17 protein-coding genes and 1 tRNA gene are annotated in these 18735 nt (G+C 67.4%); 15 read left to right on the top strand and 3 right to left on the bottom strand.

The window, feature by feature from the left end; all coding sequences use genetic code 11:
• Window positions 1-8 precede the first annotated feature (8 nt).
• The 6 genes from hflK to O5M90_RS07670 all read left to right on the top strand — a co-directional run bounded on the left by hflK (window position 9) and on the right by O5M90_RS07670 (window position 5600).
• Window positions 9-1310, top strand: a complete 1302-nt coding sequence (hflK, locus tag O5M90_RS07695; RefSeq protein WP_269840561.1) for an FtsH protease activity modulator HflK — start codon at window positions 9-11, stop codon at window positions 1308-1310.
• 18 nt (window positions 1311-1328) lie between these two features.
• Window positions 1329-2222, top strand: a complete 894-nt coding sequence (gene hflC, locus O5M90_RS07690) for a protease modulator HflC (RefSeq protein ID WP_137941756.1) — start codon at window positions 1329-1331, stop codon at window positions 2220-2222.
• Window positions 2223-2231: 9 nt separating this feature from the next.
• Window positions 2232-2420 (top strand): DUF2065 domain-containing protein, encoded by a 189-nt coding sequence (locus tag O5M90_RS07685; RefSeq protein ID WP_269840560.1) that lies wholly within the window; start codon window positions 2232-2234, stop codon window positions 2418-2420.
• A gap of 79 nt (window positions 2421-2499) precedes the next feature.
• The gene (locus O5M90_RS07680) at window positions 2500-3663 is read left to right on the top strand and encodes an ATP phosphoribosyltransferase regulatory subunit (RefSeq protein ID WP_269840559.1); all 1164 of its coding nucleotides are present in this window, start codon (window positions 2500-2502) and stop codon (window positions 3661-3663) included.
• 40 nt (window positions 3664-3703) lie between these two features.
• Window positions 3704-5041, top strand: a complete 1338-nt coding sequence (locus O5M90_RS07675; protein ID WP_137941759.1) for an adenylosuccinate synthase — start codon at window positions 3704-3706, stop codon at window positions 5039-5041.
• A gap of 37 nt (window positions 5042-5078) precedes the next feature.
• Window positions 5079-5600, top strand: a complete 522-nt coding sequence (locus O5M90_RS07670; RefSeq protein WP_137941760.1) for a phosphoribosyltransferase — start codon at window positions 5079-5081, stop codon at window positions 5598-5600.
• A gap of 154 nt (window positions 5601-5754) precedes the next feature.
• On the opposite strand, the gene O5M90_RS07665 is transcribed toward O5M90_RS07670, so the two are convergent.
• A tRNA-Leu gene (locus tag O5M90_RS07665) sits at window positions 5755-5839 on the bottom strand.
• 105 nt (window positions 5840-5944) lie between these two features.
• Here O5M90_RS07665 and rnr point away from each other — a divergent pair.
• A complete protein-coding gene (rnr, locus tag O5M90_RS07660) occupies window positions 5945-8203 on the top strand; it encodes a ribonuclease R (RefSeq protein WP_440401922.1) in 2259 nt (752 codons plus the stop codon).
• A gap of 6 nt (window positions 8204-8209) precedes the next feature.
• On the opposite strand, the gene O5M90_RS07655 is transcribed toward rnr, so the two are convergent.
• Both O5M90_RS07655 and O5M90_RS07650 read right to left on the bottom strand, forming a co-directional pair.
• A complete protein-coding gene (locus O5M90_RS07655) occupies window positions 8210-9724 on the bottom strand; it encodes an NAD(P)H-hydrate dehydratase (protein ID WP_269840558.1) in 1515 nt (504 codons plus the stop codon).
• Window positions 9725-9733: 9 nt separating this feature from the next.
• Complete coding sequence (locus O5M90_RS07650; protein WP_269840557.1) at window positions 9734-11071, bottom strand: FAD-dependent oxidoreductase; 1338 nt, start codon at window positions 11069-11071, stop codon at window positions 9734-9736.
• Between the two features lie 280 nt (window positions 11072-11351).
• On the opposite strand from O5M90_RS07650, the gene rpsB reads away from it, so the two are divergent.
• From rpsB to rseP, 8 genes are all read left to right on the top strand, one after another.
• On the top strand, window positions 11352-12098 hold the full coding sequence (rpsB, locus tag O5M90_RS07645; protein WP_137941764.1) for a 30S ribosomal protein S2: 747 nt from the start codon (window positions 11352-11354) through the stop codon (window positions 12096-12098).
• 114 nt (window positions 12099-12212) lie between these two features.
• Window positions 12213-13109 (top strand): translation elongation factor Ts, encoded by an 897-nt coding sequence (gene tsf / locus O5M90_RS07640; protein ID WP_137941765.1) that lies wholly within the window; start codon window positions 12213-12215, stop codon window positions 13107-13109.
• 111 nt (window positions 13110-13220) lie between these two features.
• Window positions 13221-13931: a UMP kinase gene (gene pyrH / locus O5M90_RS07635; protein WP_137941766.1), complete on the top strand. Its 711-nt coding sequence runs from the start codon at window positions 13221-13223 to the stop codon at window positions 13929-13931.
• A gap of 45 nt (window positions 13932-13976) precedes the next feature.
• Entirely contained in the window at window positions 13977-14537 is a 561-nt protein-coding gene (frr, locus tag O5M90_RS07630; protein WP_137941767.1) for a ribosome recycling factor, read from the top strand.
• 14 nt (window positions 14538-14551) lie between these two features.
• Window positions 14552-15280 carry a polyprenyl diphosphate synthase gene (gene uppS / locus O5M90_RS07625; RefSeq protein ID WP_269840555.1) on the top strand — a complete coding sequence of 243 codons (729 nt, stop codon included), beginning with the start codon at window positions 14552-14554 and terminating at the stop codon, window positions 15278-15280.
• 2 nt (window positions 15281-15282) lie between these two features.
• Window positions 15283-16134 (top strand): phosphatidate cytidylyltransferase, encoded by an 852-nt coding sequence (locus tag O5M90_RS07620; protein ID WP_269840554.1) that lies wholly within the window; start codon window positions 15283-15285, stop codon window positions 16132-16134.
• Window positions 16131-17327, top strand: a complete 1197-nt coding sequence (locus tag O5M90_RS07615) for a 1-deoxy-D-xylulose-5-phosphate reductoisomerase (RefSeq protein ID WP_269840553.1) — start codon at window positions 16131-16133, stop codon at window positions 17325-17327. Before O5M90_RS07620 ends, O5M90_RS07615 begins: the two co-directional genes overlap by 4 nt.
• Window positions 17324-18703: an RIP metalloprotease RseP gene (gene rseP / locus O5M90_RS07610; protein WP_262969548.1), complete on the top strand. Its 1380-nt coding sequence runs from the start codon at window positions 17324-17326 to the stop codon at window positions 18701-18703. Before O5M90_RS07615 ends, rseP begins: the two co-directional genes overlap by 4 nt.
• Window positions 18704-18735 lie beyond the last annotated feature (32 nt).

The raw sequence follows: 18735 nt of genomic DNA, 5'->3' as shown, positions 1-18735 counted from the left end.
GCAAGAGCATGAATACCTTTGAGCCCGTGAGCGCCGCCCAGCCTGGGCAGCGACTCAGCGCCCTGGCGGCAGCCACGCGAGCCCTGATCGGCGGTCTGCTGCGCCGTGACTGGCGCGAGGGCCGCCATCTGAGCAATGGCCGCAACGATGGCCCGCCGGACCTGGACGAGCTCTGGCGCGACTTCAATCGCAAGCTCAGCGGCATGTTCGGCGGCAAGGGCGGCGGCAACAACACCCCACCCAGCGGCGGCGGTGGCGGCAATGGCTTCCAGCCCGATATGAAGAGCGCCGGCATCGGCGTCGGCCTGATCGCCGGCGTCGTCGCGCTGGGCTGGCTGGGTAGCGGCTTCTACATCGTGCAGGAAGGCCAGCAGGCGGTCGTGACTTCCTTCGGCAAGTACAGCAAGACGGTCGATGCCGGCTTCAACTGGCGCCTGCCTTATCCCTTTCAGGCCAATGAAATCGTCTCGGTGACCCAGCTGCGCTCGGTCGAGGTGGGCCGCAATGCGGTGGCCCAGGCCACCGGCCTGCGCGACTCCTCGATGCTGACTCTGGACGAGAACATCGTCGACATCCGCTTCACCGTGCAGTACCGGCTGAAGGATTCGCGCGAGTACCTGTTCGAGAACCGTGGCCCCGACGAGGCGGTGATCCAGGCGGCCGAGTCGGCCGTGCGCGAAATCGTCGGCAAGAGCAAGATGGACTCGGTGCTCTACGAGCAGCGCGATGCGATCGCGGCCGAGCTGGCCAAGTCGGTGCAGAACCAGCTGGACCGGCTCAAGGCCGGCATCCTGGTGGCCAATGTCAATGTCCAGAATGTGCAGGCACCCGAGCAGGTGCAGGCCGCGTTCGACGATGCCTTCAAGGCCGGCGCCGACCGCGAGCGCCTGAAGAACGAGGGCCAGGCCTATGCCAACGACGTGATCCCCAAGGCCCAGGGCACCGCCGCGCGGCTGCGCGAGGAGGCCGAGGGCTACAAGTCGCGCGTGGTGGCGCAGGCCGAGGGTGATGCACAGCGCTTCAAGAGCGTGCTGACCGAATACCAGAAGGCGCCGGCGGTGACCCGCGACCGCCTCTACATCGACACGATGCAGCAGGTCTACTCCAATGTCAGCAAGGTGATGGTGGACAGCCGCAATGGCTCGAACCTGCTTTATCTGCCGCTGGACAAGCTGATCCAGCAGGCCGGCGGCACCGTGACCGCCTCGGTGCCGACGCCGGCCGCCGTGCCCGACAGCACGACGCCGAGCGGCAATGCCGATGTGCGTTCGCGCGACGGTCTGCGCAGCCGTGACCGTGACGGTCGTTGAGGCAAGGAAGACAACACTATGAATCGCATTGCCTCCATTGTTGCCGGCGCCCTGATCGCCTTCATGCTGGCCAGCTCGACCCTGTTCATCGTTGACCAGCGCCAGTTCGCCGTGGTCTATGCGCTGGGCGAGATCAAGGAAGTGGTCACCGAGCCGGGCCTGAAGTTCAAGATGCCGCCGCCGTTCCAGAACGTGGTGTTCCTGGATCGCCGCATCCAGACCCTGGACAGTCCCGATTCGCGCGCCATCTTCACGGCCGAGAAGAAGAGCCTGGTGATCGACTGGCTGGTCAAGTGGCGGGTTTCCGAGCCGCGCCAGTTCATCCGCAACAGCGGCACCGACATGCGCAATGTCGAGACCCGGCTGAGCCCCATCGTGCAAGCCGCCTTCAACGAGGAAGTGACCAAGCGCACCGTGCTGGCCGTGCTGGCCACCGAGCGCGAGAAGGTCATGACCGATGTGCTCAAGCGCCTGGAGGATGAGGCCAAGCAGTTCGGTATCGAGGTGGTGGACGTGCGCATCAAGCGCGTCGACTTCGCCGCCAACATCACCGACTCGGTCTACCGTCGCATGGAGTCCGAGCGCAAGCGCGTTGCCAACGAGCTGCGCTCGACCGGTGGCGCCGACGGCGAGAAGATTCGCGCCGACGCTGATCGTCAGCGCGAGGTCATCGTGGCCGAGGCCTACCGCGATGCGCAGAAGATCAAGGGTGAGGGCGATGCCAAGGCCTCGGCCCTGTATGCCGAAGCCTTTGGCCGCGATCCGCAGTTTGCCCAGTTCTATCGCTCGCTGGAGGCCTATCGCTCCAGCTTCCGCAACAAGTCGGATGTGATGGTGGTCGACCCCAGCAGCGACTTCTTCAAGGCCATGCGCGGTGGTGGCCCTGCGGCGCCCGCCAAGAGCGGCAAATAAGCCGGGCTCATGGGCGACGCCTTGCTGGGCGCGCTGGCCCTGATGCTGGTGATCGAAGGGCTGCTGCCCTTCATCAACCCCGGCGCCTGGCGCCAGGTCTTCGCCCGCATGCTGGCGATGAGCGACGGGCAGATTCGCTTCGTCGGTCTGTCCAGCATCATCGCCGGCCTGCTGCTGCTCTACGCCTTCTGGGGCTGATCCGCTGCCGCGCTCGGGCTTTCGCCGGGCGGTCGCACGGGACCGGTACAATGCCGTTTTTAACCGCCCCCTGAACTCCATGTCCTCTGCTTGGCTGCTGCCCGAGCACATCGCCGACGTGCTGCCTTCCCAGGCGCGCCGCATCGAAGAGTTGCGCCGCGAGTTGCTGGATATGGCGCGTACCTACGGCTGTGAGCTGGTGATGCCTCCCTTGCTGGAGCATCTGGATTCGCTCTTGTCCGGCACCGGTCGCGAGCTCGATCTGAAGACCTTCAAGCTGGTCGATCAGCTCTCCGGTCGCAGCCTCGGTGTACGCGCTGACACCACCCCCCAGGTGGCCCGCATCGATGCCCATCTGCTGAACCGCGCCGGCGTGACCCGCTTGTGCTACTGCGGCCCGGTGCTGCATACCCGGCCGGCCGGCCTGCACGCAACACGCGAGCCGCTGCAGTTCGGCATCGAGATCTATGGCCATGCCGGCCTGGAGGCCGATCTGGAGGTGCAGGAGCTGGCGCTGGATGCCTTGCAGCGCGCCGGCGTGCGCGATATCGCGATCGATCTGGGCGATGCACGTCTGGTTCAGGGCCTGCTCGGTGAGGTGCAGCCGGCACCGGCGGTGCTGAACGACATCGTCGCGGCGCTGGCGGCCAAGGACGCGGCCGCGCTGCGCCTGCTGACGCGCGAGCTGCCGGCCGCGGCCGGGGAGGGCCTGCAAGCCCTGCTGTCGCTGTATGGTGGCATCGAGGTGCTGGCGCAGGCGCGCGAGCGCCTGCCCAGGACGCCGGCCGTCACGGCGGCGCTGGACGATCTGCAATGGCTGGCCACGCATCTGCAGCAGACCCATCCCGAGGTCAGCCTCGGCTTCGATCTGGCCGATCTGAGCGGCTATGCCTACTACAGCGGCGTGCGCTTCGCGCTCTATGCCGCCGGCTCCAGCGACGCGGTGCTACGCGGCGGCCGCTATGACGAGGTCGGCGCGGTGTTCGGCCGGCGCCGCCCGGCCGTCGGCTTCAGCCTGGATCTGAAGGTGCTGGTGGCGCTGAGCCCGGCCAGTGCGCTGCGTGCGGCGGTGCGGGCGCCCTGGGGCGAGGACGCCAGTCTGCGCGCGGCGGTCCGCCGGCTGCGCGAGCTGGGCGAGACGGTGGTGTGCATGCTGCCTGGGCATGAGCACGAAGGCGACGAATTCGACTGCGACCGCGAACTGGTGCGCGTCGACTCTCAGTGGGTGGTGCGCGCGCTCTGAGCCGCGTGTCGCCGAAACAAACTTAGCGAGCGGGTTTTTTATGACGAACAGCGAAATAGCGCGCGGCCGTAATGTGGTCGTTGTGGGCACCCAGTGGGGTGACGAAGGCAAGGGCAAGGTGGTCGACTGGATGACCCCGCACGCCCAGGGCGTGGTGCGCTTCCAGGGCGGCCACAACGCCGGCCATACCTTGGTGATCAAGGGCGTGAAGACTGCGCTGCAGCTGATCCCGTCGGGCATCATGCGCGACGGCGTGGCCTGCTATATCGGCAACGGCGTGGTGCTGGACCCGACCCATCTGCTGGGCGAGATCGAGCGCCTGGAGAAAGCCGGCGTCGAGGTGCGTTCGCGCCTCTACATCTCCGAGTCCTGCCCGCTGATCCTGCCATTCCATGTCGAGGTCGACAAGGCCCGCGAGGCGCTGCGCGAGAGCAGCGGCAGCGGCAAGATCGGCACCACCGGCAAGGGCATCGGCCCGGCTTATGAGGACAAGGTCGCACGCCGCGCGTTGCGCGTGCAGGACCTGAAGCATCCCGAGCGTTTCGCGAAGAAGCTCAAGGAGCTGCTGGAGCTGCACAACTTTGCGCTGACCGGCTACCTGAAGGGCACGGCGCTGGAGTTCCAGCCGATCTACGACCAGGCCATGAAGATGGCCGAGGTGCTCAAGCCCATGATGGCCGACGTGGGCTATCTGATCCACAAGGCCCACCAGGCCGGCGCCAACATCCTGTTCGAAGGCGCGCAGGGCACGCTGCTGGACATCGATCACGGCACCTATCCCTATGTGACCTCGAGCAACTGCGTGGCCGGCAATGCCGCCGCCGGCGCCGGTGTCGGGCCGCAGATGCTGCACTACATGCTGGGCATCACCAAGGCCTACACGACCCGCGTCGGCTCGGGCCCGTTCCCGACCGAGCTGGAGTGGGAGAAGGAAGGCACGGTCGGCTATCACCTGGCCACCGTCGGCCAGGAGCGCGGCACCGTGACCGGCCGCGCCCGCCGCTGCGGCTGGCTCGATGCCGCCGCACTGAAGCGCTCCATCATCATCAACGGCATCAGCGGCCTGTGCATGACCAAGCTGGACGTGCTGGACGGCCTGGCCGAGGTCAAGATGTGCATCGGCTACGAGCTCAACGGCCAGATGATCGACATCCTGCCGCTGGACGCCGACGACATCCTGGCCTGCAAGCCGGTGTTCGAGACCTTCCCGGGCTGGACCGAAACGACTTTCGGCATGACCGACTGGGATGCGCTGCCGCTGAATGCGCGCCGCTATCTGGAGCGCGTGCAGGAAGTCATCGGCGCGCCGATCGCGATGGTCTCGACCGGCCCCGACCGCGACCACACCATCGTGCTGCGCCATCCCTACCAGGCCTGAGCCTGAGACGACCTGACCCCCAAAGGAGAAAAAACCCATGTTGACCGACGACGGCAAGCATTTGTACGTGTCCTGGGACGAATACCACATGCTGATCGAGCGCCTGGCGCTGAAGGTGCATGCGTCCGGCTGGGAGTTCGACCAGATCCTGTGCCTGGCCCGTGGCGGCATGCGCCCCGGCGATGTGCTGTCGCGCGTGTTCGACAAGCCGCTGGGCATCATGTCGACCAGCTCCTACCGCGCCGAGGCCGGCACGATCCAGGGGCGGCTGGACATCGCCAAGTACATCACGATGCCCAAGGGCGAGCTGGCCGGCCGCGTGCTGCTGGTCGATGATCTGGCCGACTCGGGCGTGACCCTGCGCGCCGTGGTCGAGCGCCTGCGCGGCATGCCCTCGATCAGCGAGCTGCGCTCGGCGGTGATCTGGACCAAGGGTGTGTCCAGCTACACGCCGGACTACTATGTCGAGATGCTGGAGACCAGTCCCTGGATCCACCAGCCTTTCGAGGAGTACGACGATTTGCGGCCGGATGCGCTGGCCAAGAAATTCGCCGTCTGAGACTCTGGGCCCGACGATACCGATGACAGCCAAGCCGACCTCGCAAGCATGCCGGGTCGGCTTTGTTGTATCTGCGCGCCGCTGCGCCGTGCTCGGTGGCTCGGGCTCGTTCGGAAATGAAAAAGGCCAGCACAATGTGCTGGCCTTTTATGTTTGGTGCCCAGGAGAGGACTCGAACCTCCACGGAGTTACCCGCTAGTACCTGAAACTAGTGCGTCTACCAATTCCGCCACCTGGGCTTTCAGGAAAGCAAGGATTCTATCATCAAAAATATCAAGTCCTCAAGCGCCACGCAGAGTGCGGGCGCAACGAATGCGGCGCTGCTCAGCGAGGTCGAAGGCACGGTGCAAGGCCACCGCGACGGGCATGGCTTTCTGCTGCCCGATGACGGGCCGCCGGACATCTACCTGTCCTCGCAGGAAATGCATGCGGTGATGCACGGCGACCGCTTGCGCGTGCGTATCGTGCGCATGGACAAGCGCGGCCGACCCGAGGGCCGGGTGCTGGAGATCCTGGAGCGCAAGAAGCGGCCCATCATCGGCCGCTTGCTGCTGGAGTCGGGCATCTGGATCGTGGCGCCGGAAGACCGGCGCATGGGTCAGGACATCCTGATTCCGAAGAACGGCATCGCCAATGCGGTGGCCGGTCAGGTGGTGGCGGTCGAGTTGACCGAGCCGCCATCGCTGTATTCGCAGCCGGTTGGTCGCGTGGTCGAGGTGCTGGGCGAGATCGACGATCCCGGCATGGAGATCGAGATCGCGGTGCGCAAATACGATGTGCCGCATGCCTTCAGCGCCGAGACGCTGGCGCAGGCTGCCAAGCTGCCCGACCGCTTGCGCGCGGTGGATCTGAAGCAGCGCGTCGACCTGCGCGATGTGCCGCTGGTGACCATCGACGGCGAGGACGCGCGCGACTTCGATGATGCCGTCTACTGCGAGCCGCACAAGCAGGGCCGTGGCAAGAACGCCTTCAGCGGCTGGCGCCTGCTGGTCGCGATCGCCGACGTCAGCCATTACGTCAAGCCCGGCGAGCCGCTGGACCACGATGCCTATGAGCGCGCCACCTCGGTCTACTTCCCGCGCCGCGTGATCCCGATGCTGCCGGAGAAGATCTCCAACGGCCTGTGCTCGCTGGTGCCTTACGAGGACCGCCTGTCCATGGTCTGCGACATGCTGGTCACGCAGGAGGGGGTCACGCATGCCTATCAGTTCTACCCGGCGGTGATACGCTCGCACGCGCGCTTCACCTACACCGAGGTGGCCTCGGTGCTGGCCAATACCCATGGCCCGGAAGCAGCCAAGCGCAAGGAGCTGGTGCCGCATCTGCTGCATCTGCACGAGGTCTATCGCGCGCTGCTGGCGGATCGCAAGAAGCGGGGCGCGGTGGATTTCGAGACCACCGAGACGCAAATCATCTGCGACGACAACGGCCGCATCGAGAAGATCGTGCCGCGCACCCGCAACGAGGCCCACCGCCTGATCGAGGAGGCCATGCTGGCCGCCAATGTCTGCGCGGCCGACTTCATCGCCGGCGCCAAGCACCACTCGCTGTTCCGCGTCCACGAAGGCCCGACGCCGGAGAAGCGCATCGCGCTGCAGGCCTATCTGCGCGCCTTGGGCATCGGTCTGGGCATCAGCGACGACCCCAAGCCCGGCGAGTACCAGGCCATCGCCGCAGCGACCAAGGACCGGCCCGACGCCCAGCAGATCCACAGCATGCTGCTGCGTTCGATGCAGCAGGCCGTCTACACCTCGGCCAATGCCGGCCATTTCGGTCTGGCCTACCAGGCCTACACCCACTTCACCAGCCCGATCCGGCGCTATCCCGACCTGCTGGTGCACCGGGTCATCAAGGCCATGCTGGGCGGCAAGCGCTATCTGCTCGACGCGGCCAAGATGAATGTGCCGATGCCGGCGCAGCGCCCCGGCCGCGCCAAGCCGGTCAACCCGGCCACGGTCAGCAATGATCTGGAGCGCTGGGAGGTTGTCGGTGCGCATTGCAGTGCCAACGAGCGCCGCGCCGACGAGGCCTCGCGCGATGTCGAGGCCTGGCTCAAATGCCGCTATATGCGCGAGCATCTGGGCGAGGAGTTCAGCGGCACCGTCAACGCGGTAACCAGCTTCGGTCTGTTTGTGCAGCTCGATGCCCTCTATGTCGAGGGCCTGATCCACATCACCGAGCTGGGCGGCGAGTACTACCGCTTCGACGAGGTGCGCCAGGAGTTGCGCGGCGAGCGCACCGGCATCCGCTACGCGACCGGCGCCAAGGTGCGGGTGCAGGTCAGCCGCGTCGACCTGGACGGCCGCAAGATCGACTTCCGCCTGGTGCAGGACACGGACGAGGCGCGCCTGGTGGCGCGGGCACTGCGCGACAAGGGCGCCAGCGACCGGGCCGCAGCGCTCGCGCCCGAATCGGCCAGCGAGGCTCTGGAGCAGGTGCGTCGCCAGGATCGTGAGCTCAAGGCCGAGCTCAGGGCGGGGCGCAAGGCGGGTGGCAAGAGCGGAGGCAAGGGCGCCAAGTCGCTGGCTCATCCGGTCAAGGCGGCGCGCAAGACGGCGCGCTCCGGCAGCGCCAAGAGCACCGAGACGCGCAAGCGCCGCTGAGCGGCCTCAGTCGCTGGCGTGCAGCGCGTGCATGCCCTCGATCAGATCGGCGGCCCTCAGCGGGCCGCTTTTTTGTGCATCGCCCGCCAGCCCGTGCCAGCAGGCGGCGGCGCAGGCGAGGGTGTGGGTGGCGGCCGGGTCGTCGCCGCGATACTGTGCCCACAGGCCGCCCAGCCAGCCGGCCAGCACATCACCGGTGCCGGCCGTCGCCAGCGCGGCACTGCCGCTGCTGTTGATGGCCGGCATTTGATGCGGGCTGGCGATCACCGTGCCCGAGCCTTTCAGCAACACGGTGCAGCCGAATTCCAGGCTCAGCGCCTGCGCGGCGCCGAGCCGGTCGGCTTGCACCTGGGCGGTATCGGATTGCAGCAGTCGCGCTGCCTCCAGCGGGTGTGGGGTCAGCAGGCTGGGGTGAGCCAGGGTCTGGCGCGCACGCAGCAACTGGCGCAGATGGGTGTCGGCGGCGATGGCATTGAGCGCGTCGGCATCGAGCACCAGGCGGCGTGCGTGCCGCAGCAGATCGGGCAAGGGGGCCGCGATCGCCGCGCCGCCGCCACAGCCCGCCACCACGATATGGCGCTGCCAGCTGTCCGGAAACTGCAGCAGCGATTCCGACCAGCTCATCAGCTCGGGCCGGTCCTGCGGCGCAGCGATATTGGCCTCGGCCTGCAGCAGGCAGGCGTAGACGCGGCCGGCGCCCGCCGCCAGGGCCGCGCGCGCTGCCAGCCAGGCGGCGCCGCGCATGCCGGTGGCGCCGCCGACCACCAGCACATCGCCCCAGCTGCCCTTGTGACTGGCGTGCCCGCGCGGTCCGCTGAGCCGTCGCCAGTCGCGCAAGGCCTGTCGCCCCAGCAGCCGCGCATCGGCGCTGCCGGCCGGTGCTTGGCCCAAATCGTCCCACCAGATCTCGCCGCACAGGCTGCGGCCCTCGGCCGTGAACAGGCCGGGCTTCAAGCTCAGCAGCGCCAGCGTGTGCTGCGCCTGCACGCTCAGTGAGGCTCGGCCGCTGTCGCCATCCATGCCGCTGGGCAAGTCCACCGCCAGCGTCGGGGCAGGGTGGTGGTTGATCAAGCGAATCGCCTCGGCGGCGGCGCCGTCGGGAGTGCGGCTCAGCCCCAGGCCCAGCAGGGCGTCGATCAGCAGATCGGCCTTGGGCGGGCTGGTCGGCAGCACCGTCTCGATCGCCAGGCCGGCCGCCTGCGCCTGCTGCAGGGCCCAGGCGGCATCGGGTGGCGCGGCGCGGCCGGCAGTGCTGCACAGGCTGATGCGCACCTGCTTGCCGGCGGCCTGCAGCAGTCGGGCGGCCACCAGGCCGTCGCCACCGTTGTTGCCGGGCCCGCACAGCAACCAGATCTGGCGGGCATGCGGCTGCAGTGCCAGCGCCAGCTTGGCGACGGCGGCGCCGGCGCGCTGCATCAGCGCGTGAGGCCGGCTTGTCTGCAAGGCCTGGGCCTCGATCGCGCGACTGCTGGCCGTGCCATGCAGCGGCAGGTGCTCGAGCGATCGCAGGGCGGGGCGCATGGGGGCAGATTAGCGCAAACGGCCGATGTCCAGGCCTTCGACATCGACGCCCGGTGATAGCCCCGCGAGCTGGTCGGCCAGCACGCGCGCCGAGCCGCAGGCCAGCGCCCAGCCGCTGCTGCCGTGGCCGAGGTTCAGCCAGACGCCGGCCGCGCCGCTGGCGCCCAGCACCGGCGGGCCATCGGGCAGCATCGGGCGAGCGCCCTTCCAGCGCTGCGTCTGCGTCGTGTGCGTGGCGCCGGGAAACCAGTCGTGCAGCACCTTGTGCAGGGTGGCGATGGCCTTGGCATTGAAGGCGGCCGGGTCGCCGCCCAGCTCGGCGCTGCCGGCCACGCGCACGCGCTGGCCGATGCGGCTGATCGCGATCTTGTAGCGCTCGTCCATCAGGCCGGCGCGCGGGCCCAGATCGGGGTGGGCCTCGAGCTGGCGCAGCGGCGCGGTGATCGAGTAGCCATGCACGGCGGCCAGCGGCAGCTTCAGGCCCAGTGGGCGCAGCAGCGCGGCCGAGCCCATCGCGGCGCAGACGATGATGGCGTCGAAGCGCTCCTGCTGCGGCTCGATCGGCTGGGGCAGGGTGGAGGGGCCTTCGCGGCTGGTGGCTTCGTTGCGCACGATCTGGCCCTCGTCGGGCGGCGTGTACTCATGCACCAGCAGTGGCGCACTGCCCGGTTCGATGCGGCGCACCGTCGTGTGGAAGCGAAAGCGCACGCCCAGGCGCTGGGCCTCGCCGCGCAGCAGATGGGTGAACTGGCGGCAGTTGCCGACCTCGTCCTGCGCCAGATGAATGCCGCCGGCCAGCGCGGTGTCCGGATTCAGGCCGGGCTCGACGGCCCGGCACTGCGCGGCGTCCAGCAGCTTGTGAGCCACGCCCAGCTCGCCCAGCAGTTGCAGGCCCGGCTGGGCGGCGGCGAGCTCGCGCGCGCTGCGCAGCAGCACCAGATAGCCGTCGGCGCGCTCGTAGTCCAGCTGCAGCTGCTGGCGCAGCGTGCGCAGGCGCTCGGCGCTGTAAGCCGCCAGCCCATGCATGCGGCGCCGGTTTGTGGCATGGGTCTTGGGCTTGCAGGCCCGCCACCAGCGCCACAGCCAGGCCAGTGTGGCGGCGCTGGGCGGGCCGCCCAGCCGCGCGGCGGCATGGCTGGCGAACAGCTGGCGCAGCAGCTTGGCTGGCATGCCCGGTGCGGCCCAGGGGCCGACATAGCCGGGCGCGACGATGCCGGCGTTGGCAAAGCTGGTCTCGGCCGCGACGCTGCCGCTGCGCTCGAACACGGTGACCTCGTGGCCGTCCGCGCCGAGCTCGTAGGCGGTGCTGACGCCGATGATGCCGGCGCCTATGACTGCGATGCGCATCTCAGCCTCCCCGCTTCTGATCGGCGGGCTCGGCGGCCACGGGTTCTTGCATCGCGTCGGCGGCTCGCACGGGGCCGCTGTGCAGGCCTTGCGGGGCGCCGCTCAGGTTGTGGGGCATGGGTCGTGTATACTCTTTGGGTTTTGCTGTTTGCGAGTCTGCTCATCCGGGCGGGAGGCAACGCAAAACTAATCGCAAACCGGCTATCGAAAGGTGTTGCTGCTGCTTGAAGTGTGCAGGGCAATTCGAGCCGGATTTTAGACACAACCTTCGGAGTTACCCATGTCCGTTACGATGCGTGAAATGCTGGAAGCCGGCGTCCACTTTGGTCACCAAACCCGCTTCTGGAACCCCAAGATGGCCCCGTATATCTACGGCCATCGCAACAAGATTCACATCATCAACCTCGAGAAGACGCTGCCCGCGTTCGAAGAGGCAATGAAGTTCGTGCGCCAGCTGTCCGCCAAGCGCGGCACCGTGCTGATGATCGGCACCAAGCGCCAAGCCCGTGAAGTCATCGCCCTGGAAGCCCAGCGCGCCGGCGTGCCTTATGTCGACCAGCGTTGGCTGGGCGGCATGATGACCAACTTCAAGACGGTCAAGGGCTCGCTGAAGAACCTGAAGGACATGCAAGCCCAGGTCGACGCCGGCACCCAGCCCGCGATCAAGAAGGAAGCGCTGATGTTCCAGCGTGACCTGGCCAAGCTGGAAAAGAACATCGGCGGCATCCAGGACATGGGTGCCCTGCCGGACGCGATCTTCGTGATCGACGTCGGCTATCACAAGATTGCCGTGGCCGAAGCCAAGAAGCTGGGCATTCCGGTGATCGGCGTGGTTGACACCAACCACTCGCCCGAAGGTATCGACTACGTGATCCCCGGCAACGATGACTCGGCCAAGGCCGTGGCTCTGTACGCCAAGGCCGTGGCCGACGCGGTGCTGGAAGGCCGTGCCAACGCCGGCAACGAGCTGGTGCAAGCCGTGGCCCCGGCTGGCGACGAGTTCGTGGAAGTCAGCGAAGGCGCTTAAGCCTTCAGCGCCTGGGCGAGAGGGGGCTGAGTTCAGCCCCCTTTTTTCAAAGCAAATGCAAAAGGGTGCGGTGGCGCGAAAGCACACGGCGCTCGCAAGAAACGGAGAAAGAAAATGGCTGCTATTACCGCAAGCATGGTCGGCGAGCTGCGCGCCCGCACCGATGCGCCGATGATGGAATGCAAGAAGGCTCTGACCGAAGCCGAAGGCGATCTGGTCCGCGCCGAGGAAATCCTGCGCGTCAAGCTGGGCAACAAGGCCGGCAAGGCCTCGTCGCGCGTGACCGCCGAAGGCGTGGTTGCCACCGCCGTGGTCGGTGCCAATGGCGCGCTGCTGGAAGTCAACTGCGAGACCGACTTCGTCTCGAAGAATGATGCCTTCCTGGCTTTCGTCAACGCCTGTGCCGGCCTGATCGCCGAGCAGGCGCCGGCCGATGTGGCCGCGCTGTCGGCCCTGCCGCTGTCGCAAGAAGGCTTCGGCCCGACCGTGGAAGATGTGCGCAAGGGCCTGATCGGCAAGATCGGCGAGAACATGTCGATCCGCCGCTTCCAGCGCTACGCCTCCGGCGCCAAGCTGGCTTCCTATCTGCACGGCACCCGCATCGGTGTGGTGGTCGAGTTCGACGGTGACGAAGTCGCCGCCAAGGACGTCGCCATGCACATCGCCGCGATGAAGCCGGCTGCGCTGTCGTCGGCCGATGTGCCGGCCGAGCTGGTCGAGAAGGAGCGCAAGATCGCTGCCGAGAAGGCTGCCGAGTCCGGCAAGCCGGCCGACATCGTCGCCAAGATGGTCGAGGGTTCGGTGCAGAAGTTCCTGAAGGAAGTCTCGCTGCTGGACCAGGTCTTCGTGAAGGCCGCCGACGGCAAGCAGACCGTGGGCGCGATGCTCAAGGACAAGGCCACCACGGTGAAGGGCTTCACCCTGTACGTGGTGGGTGAGGGCATCGAGAAGAAGGTGGACGACTTCGCCGCCGAGGTGGCCGCTCAGGTGGCCGCCGCCAAGGGGCAATAAGCCCCGGCAGAAATAAAGGGCGCCAGTGGCGCCCTTTACACTTGTGCCCGCGACTTTGGACCCACGAGGTCTGGAAGAATCGCGGCACTCAACAGCATTGACGAGGTAAGAATGCCCGCGCATAAACGCATCCTGCTCAAACTCTCCGGCGAGGCCCTGATGGGCGACGACGCCTACGGCATCAACCGTGCCACCATCGTGCGCATGGTGCAGGAGGTGCGGGAGATCACGCAAATGGGTGTCGAGGTGGCCGTCGTGATCGGCGGCGGCAACATCTTCCGCGGCGTCGCCGGCGGCTCGGTGGGCATGGATCGCGCCACCGCCGATTACATGGGCATGCTGGCCACGGTGATGAATTCCCTGGCCCTGGCCGACACGATGCGCCAGGAGGGCATGACGGCCCGCGTGATGTCGGCCATCGCGATCGAACAGGTGGTCGAGCCCTATGTGCGCCCGAAGGCCTTGCAATACCTCGAAGAGGGCAAGGTGGTGATCTTCGCGGCCGGCACCGGCAACCCCTTCTTCACGACCGACACCGCCGCCGCGCTGCGTGGTGCCGAGATCGGCGCCGAGATCGTGCTGAAGGCCACCAAGGTGGATGGCGTCTACAGCGCCGACCCCAAGAAGGACCCGAACGCCACGCGCTACTCGCGCATCAGCTTCGACGAGGCCATCGCCAAGAATCTGCAGGTGCTGGACGCCACCGCCTTCGCGCTGTGCCGCGACCAGAAGCTGCCGATCAAGGTGTTCAGCATCTTCAAGCCGGGTGCGCTCAAGCGCGTCGTGATGGGCGAAGACGAGGGCACGCTGGTCCACGTGTGAGGCGGGCCCCGCGTTAGAGACTAAGACAGAGCAAGGTCAAGAATCATGAGCACTGCAGATATCAAGAAGACGGCCGAACAGAAGATGGCCAAGTCGGTGGAGTCCTTCAAGAGCGAGTTGCAGAAGATACGCACCGGTCGCGCCCACCCCGGCATCCTCGATCAGGTCAGCGTCGACTATTACGGCTCCATGGTGCCGATCTCCCAGGTGGCCAATGTCACCTTGGTCGATGCCCGCACGATCAGCGTCCAGCCCTGGGAAAAAGGCATGGGCGCCAAAATCGAGAAGGCGATCCGCGAGTCCGATCTGGGCCTGAATCCCGCCACCCAGGGTGATCTGATCCGTGTGCCGATGCCGGCACTGACCGAAGAGCGCCGCCGCGACCTGACCAAGGTGGTGCGCAATGCCGGTGAGGATGCCAAGATTGCCGTGCGCAATCTGCGCCGCGACGCCAACGAGCAGGCCAAGAAGCTGCTGAAGGACAAGCTGATCACCGAGGACGACGAGCGTCGCAGCACCGACGAGGTGCAGAAGCTGACCGACCGCACGATCGCCGAGATCGACAAGCTGATCTCCGGCAAAGAAGCCGAGATCATGGCGGTTTGAGCGGAAGCGCTGCGGTGACTATCGAGAGCAAGGCGGTCCCCCGCCACATCGCCATCGTGATGGATGGCAATGGCCGCTGGGCGAAGAAGCGCTTTCTGCCGCGCTTCTTTGGCCACAAGCAGGGCGTCGATGCCCTGGTCAAGGTAGTGCAGGCCTGCATCGACCGCGACATCGAGTATCTGACCGTGTTCGCCTTCTCCAGCGAGAACTGGAAGCGGCCCAGCGACGAGGTCTCCGGCCTGATGGGCCTGGTGCTGGCGGCGGTGTCGCGCTATCTGGCGCGCATGGGCGCGATGGGGGTGCGCATCCGCATCGTCGGCGACCGCGAGGCGGTGTCAGACAAGCTGCGCAATGCCTGGAACGAGGCCGAGGCCTCGACCCGCCACAACAGCAAGCTGACCCTCAACGTCGCCTTCAATTACGGCGGCCGCTGGGACATCGTGCAGGCCACCAAGGCTGCGATCAAGGCCGGCGTGCCGGCTGAGGAGATGACCGAGGCCAAGCTCGGCGAATTCATGGCGATGAGCTATGCGCCCGACCCGGACCTGTTCATCCGCACCGGTGGCGAGGTGCGCATCAGCAACTTCATGCTCTGGCAGGTGGCTTACACCGAGTTCGTGTTCTCCGACTGCCTGTGGCCGGAGTTCGGCGAGGCCCAGCTGGATGCGGCGATCGCCGCCTTCCGTGCGCGTGATCGGCGCTTTGGCGGCGTCAAGGAAGTGCCGGCTGCGGTTGGCGCCTGAGCATGCTCAAACAGCGCATTCTCACGGCCCTGGTGCTGCTGGCGGTTCTGCTGCCGGCCCTGTTTGCGGCCTCGCCCTGGCCGTTCGCGCTGCTGACCCTGGTGATGATTGCCGCTGCCGGCTGGGAGTGGTCGCGGCTGAACGGTCTGCCCGGCCTGCCGGCCCTGCTGTTCGGCGCCGGTATTGCCGGCCTTTGCGCCGGGACCTTGCTGGCCATGGGCCTGAGCGCACCGCCGGCCTGGTGCTGGTGGCTGGCGGCCCTGATCTGGGTGCTGGGCGGGGCCTATGCGCTGCGCGGCGGGCCGGCGGCCTGGCCGCAGGCTTCCAAGCCCTTGCGGCTGATTCTCGGTGCGCTGGCGCTGTGGGCGGCCTGGCTGGCGATGGCCCAGGCCAAGGCCGTCGGCATCAATTTCCTGCTGTCCATCTTCTGCCTGGTCTGGATGGCCGATATCGCGGCCTATTTCGGCGGGCGTGCCTTCGGCCGGCGCAAGCTGGCGCCGGCCATCAGCCCCGGCAAGAGCTGGGAGGGGGTCTGGACCGGCATGCTGGGCGTGCTGCTGCTGGGCTTTGCCTGGGCTTTTGGCATCGATCGCCATCTGGCGGTCGATTCGCCCAGCCTCTATCAGCTCCTGCTGCGGGCTCAGGCCTTGCCCGTTGGCGTGCTGGCCCTGCTGTTCCTGAGCTGCATGAGTGTGGTCGGCGATCTGTTCGAGTCCCTGATCAAGCGGGCCGTCGGTGCCAAGGACAGCAGCCAGCTGCTGCCCGGCCATGGCGGCGTGCTGGATCGGGTCGATGCCTTGCTGCCGGTGTTTCCGCTGGCCCTGGCCCTGAGTTCTCTGAGTCATCTGAAATGAATCTGTCCCAACGTCAGCGTGTTTGCGTGCTCGGCGCCACCGGCTCGATCGGCGTCAATACGCTGGACGTGCTGGCCCGCCACCCGGACCGCTACGAGGTCTTCGCGCTCAGCGCGATGAGCCGGGTCGACGAGCTGGCCGCGCAATGCCTGCAGCATCGGCCCCGTTTTGCCGTGCTGCCCGATCCGGTCCTGGCGGCCCAGCTGCGCAGCCTGCTGCGCGAGCAGGGCTTGAAGACCGAGGTGCTGGACGGCCCGAACAGCCTGGCCGAGATCGCCGCCCACCCCGAGGTCGATGCGGTGATGGCCGCCATCGTCGGCTCGGCAGGCCTGGCGCCGGCCATCGCTGCCGCGCGCGCCGGCAAGAAGCTGCTGCTGGCCAACAAGGAAGCCATTGTGCTGGGTGGCGCGCTGTTCATGCAGGCGGTCGAGCAGGGCGGCGCCAGCCTGCTGCCGATCGACAGCGAGCATTCGGCCATCTTCCAGTGCCTGCCCGAGGACCGCTCGACCTGGCATCAGCGGCTGGACCACATCGTGCTGACCGCGTCCGGCGGCCCTTTCCGCCAGCGCGATCCGGCCAGCCTCGCGGCCGTCACGCCCGACGAGGCCTGCGCCCACCCGAACTGGGTGATGGGCCGCAAGATCTCGGTCGATTCGGCGACCATGATGAACAAGGCGCTGGAGGTGATCGAGGCGCGCTGGCTGTTCGGCCTGAGGCCCGAGCAGATCAAGGTCGTGATCCATCCGCAAAGCATCATCCATTCGATGGTGGTGTGCCGCGACCAGTCGGTGCTGGCTCAGCTCGGCACGCCCGATATGCGGGTGCCGATCGCCTATGGCCTGGCCTTCCCGGAGCGCATCGCGACCGGTGCCAAGACCCTGGACCTGGTCGGCGGACCCTCGCTGACCTTCGAGGAGGCCGATGCGATCCGCTTCCCCGGCCTGCACCTGTCCTGGCAGGCCTTGCGCGCCGCCGAGGGCGCGACCGCGGTGCTGAACGCCGCCAACGAGGAGGCGGTTGCCGCCTTCCTGGAGCGGCGTCTGCGCTTCGACCAGATCCACCAGATCAACCAGCGCAGCCTTGAGGAGTTGCATCCCGAGGCCGGTGAATGCGCCAGCGTCGAGGGCCTGCTGGCGCTGGACCAGCGTGCCCGCCGTCATGCCCGGGCGCTGATGCAGGGCCTGGCCGCGTGATGGTCACGATCCTGGCTTTTCTGCTGACCCTGGGCGTGCTGATCGTCGTGCACGAATGGGGGCACTACCGCGTGGCCAAGGCCTGCGGCGTCAAGGTGCTGCGCTTTTCGGTGGGCTTCGGCCGCGTGATCTGGCGGCGCCAGAACGGGCCCGATGCCACCGAGTTCACCTTGTCGGCCCTGCCGCTGGGCGGCTATGTGCGCATGCTCGACGAGCGCGAGGGACCGGTGGCGCCGCACGAGCGCGCCCGGGCCTTCAACAACAAGCCGCTGCGCCAACGTGCTGCCATTGTTGCGGCCGGCCCGGTCGCGAACTTCCTGCTGGCGATCGCGCTGTTCGCGGCGGTCAATCTGATGGGTGTCGATGAGCCCAAGCCCGTGCTGGGCGCGCCGCTGGCCGGCAGCCTGGCCGAGCGCGCCGGCATGCGCGTCGGTGACTGGGTGCAGGCGACCTCGCGCGATGGCCAGGACTGGACCGAGCTGCAGTCGCTGCCCGAGCTGCGCTGGCAGCTGACCCAGGTGCTGTCCGATGGCGGCAAGCTGCATCTGAGCGTCAGCGATGCACAAGGCCATGGCCGGCGCGTGCTGGTGCTCGACACCGAGGCCTTGCGTGGCCGCGAACTCGATGCGCAGCTGATGCGCGAGGTGGGCCTGGGCGGTGCTTTCAGCGAGCCGGTGCTGGGCGAGCTGGTGGCCGGCGGTGCCGGCGAGCAGGCCGGGCTGCAGCGCGGCGACCGGGTGCTCAGCGTCGATGGCCGGCCGGCCGGTGATGCGGCCGCGCTGCGCGAGCTGATACGCGCCAGCGCCCAGGGCGTCGAGGGCGAGCGAGCGCCCGCGATGCAGTGGCAGGTCGAGCGCGCGGGTCAGGTCTTGATGCTGGAGGTGCGGCCGCGCATCGTCAACGACGCCGGCCAGCGCCTGGGCCGTATCGAGGCCATGCTGGGTTCGGCGCCCGAGTTGGTGACGGTCAGCCATGGGCCGCTGGACTCGCTGTGGCTGGGTGCCAAGCGCACCTGGGACGTCTCGGCACTGACCCTGACGACCTTCGGCCGCATGCTGATCGGCGAGGCCTCGCTGAAGAACCTCAGCGGGCCGATCACGATTGCCGACTATGCGGGCCAGTCCGCCAAGCTGGGCCTGACCCAGTACCTGAGCTTTCTCGCGCTGGTCAGCGTCAGCCTGGGTGTGCTGAACCTGCTGCCGCTGCCGATGCTCGATGGCGGACACCTGATGTATTATCTTTTCGAGGGTTTGAGCGGCCGCCCCGTTTCGGAATGGTGGCTCCGGCAGCTGCAACGCGCTGGCGTGTTGGTCATGCTGCTGATGATGACTCTGGCCCTTTCCAATGACATGGCCCGCCTGCTGGGCCTGCACTGATCTCACATGTCCTCATCTCATTGCAAGTCTGC

The sequence above is a fragment of the Paucibacter sp. M5-1 genome (genome assembly GCF_027498415.2).
In the GTDB taxonomy this organism is placed as follows: Bacteria; Pseudomonadota; Gammaproteobacteria; order Burkholderiales; family Burkholderiaceae_C; genus Roseateles_E.
This window is presented reverse-complemented; position numbering and strand designations above follow the sequence as displayed.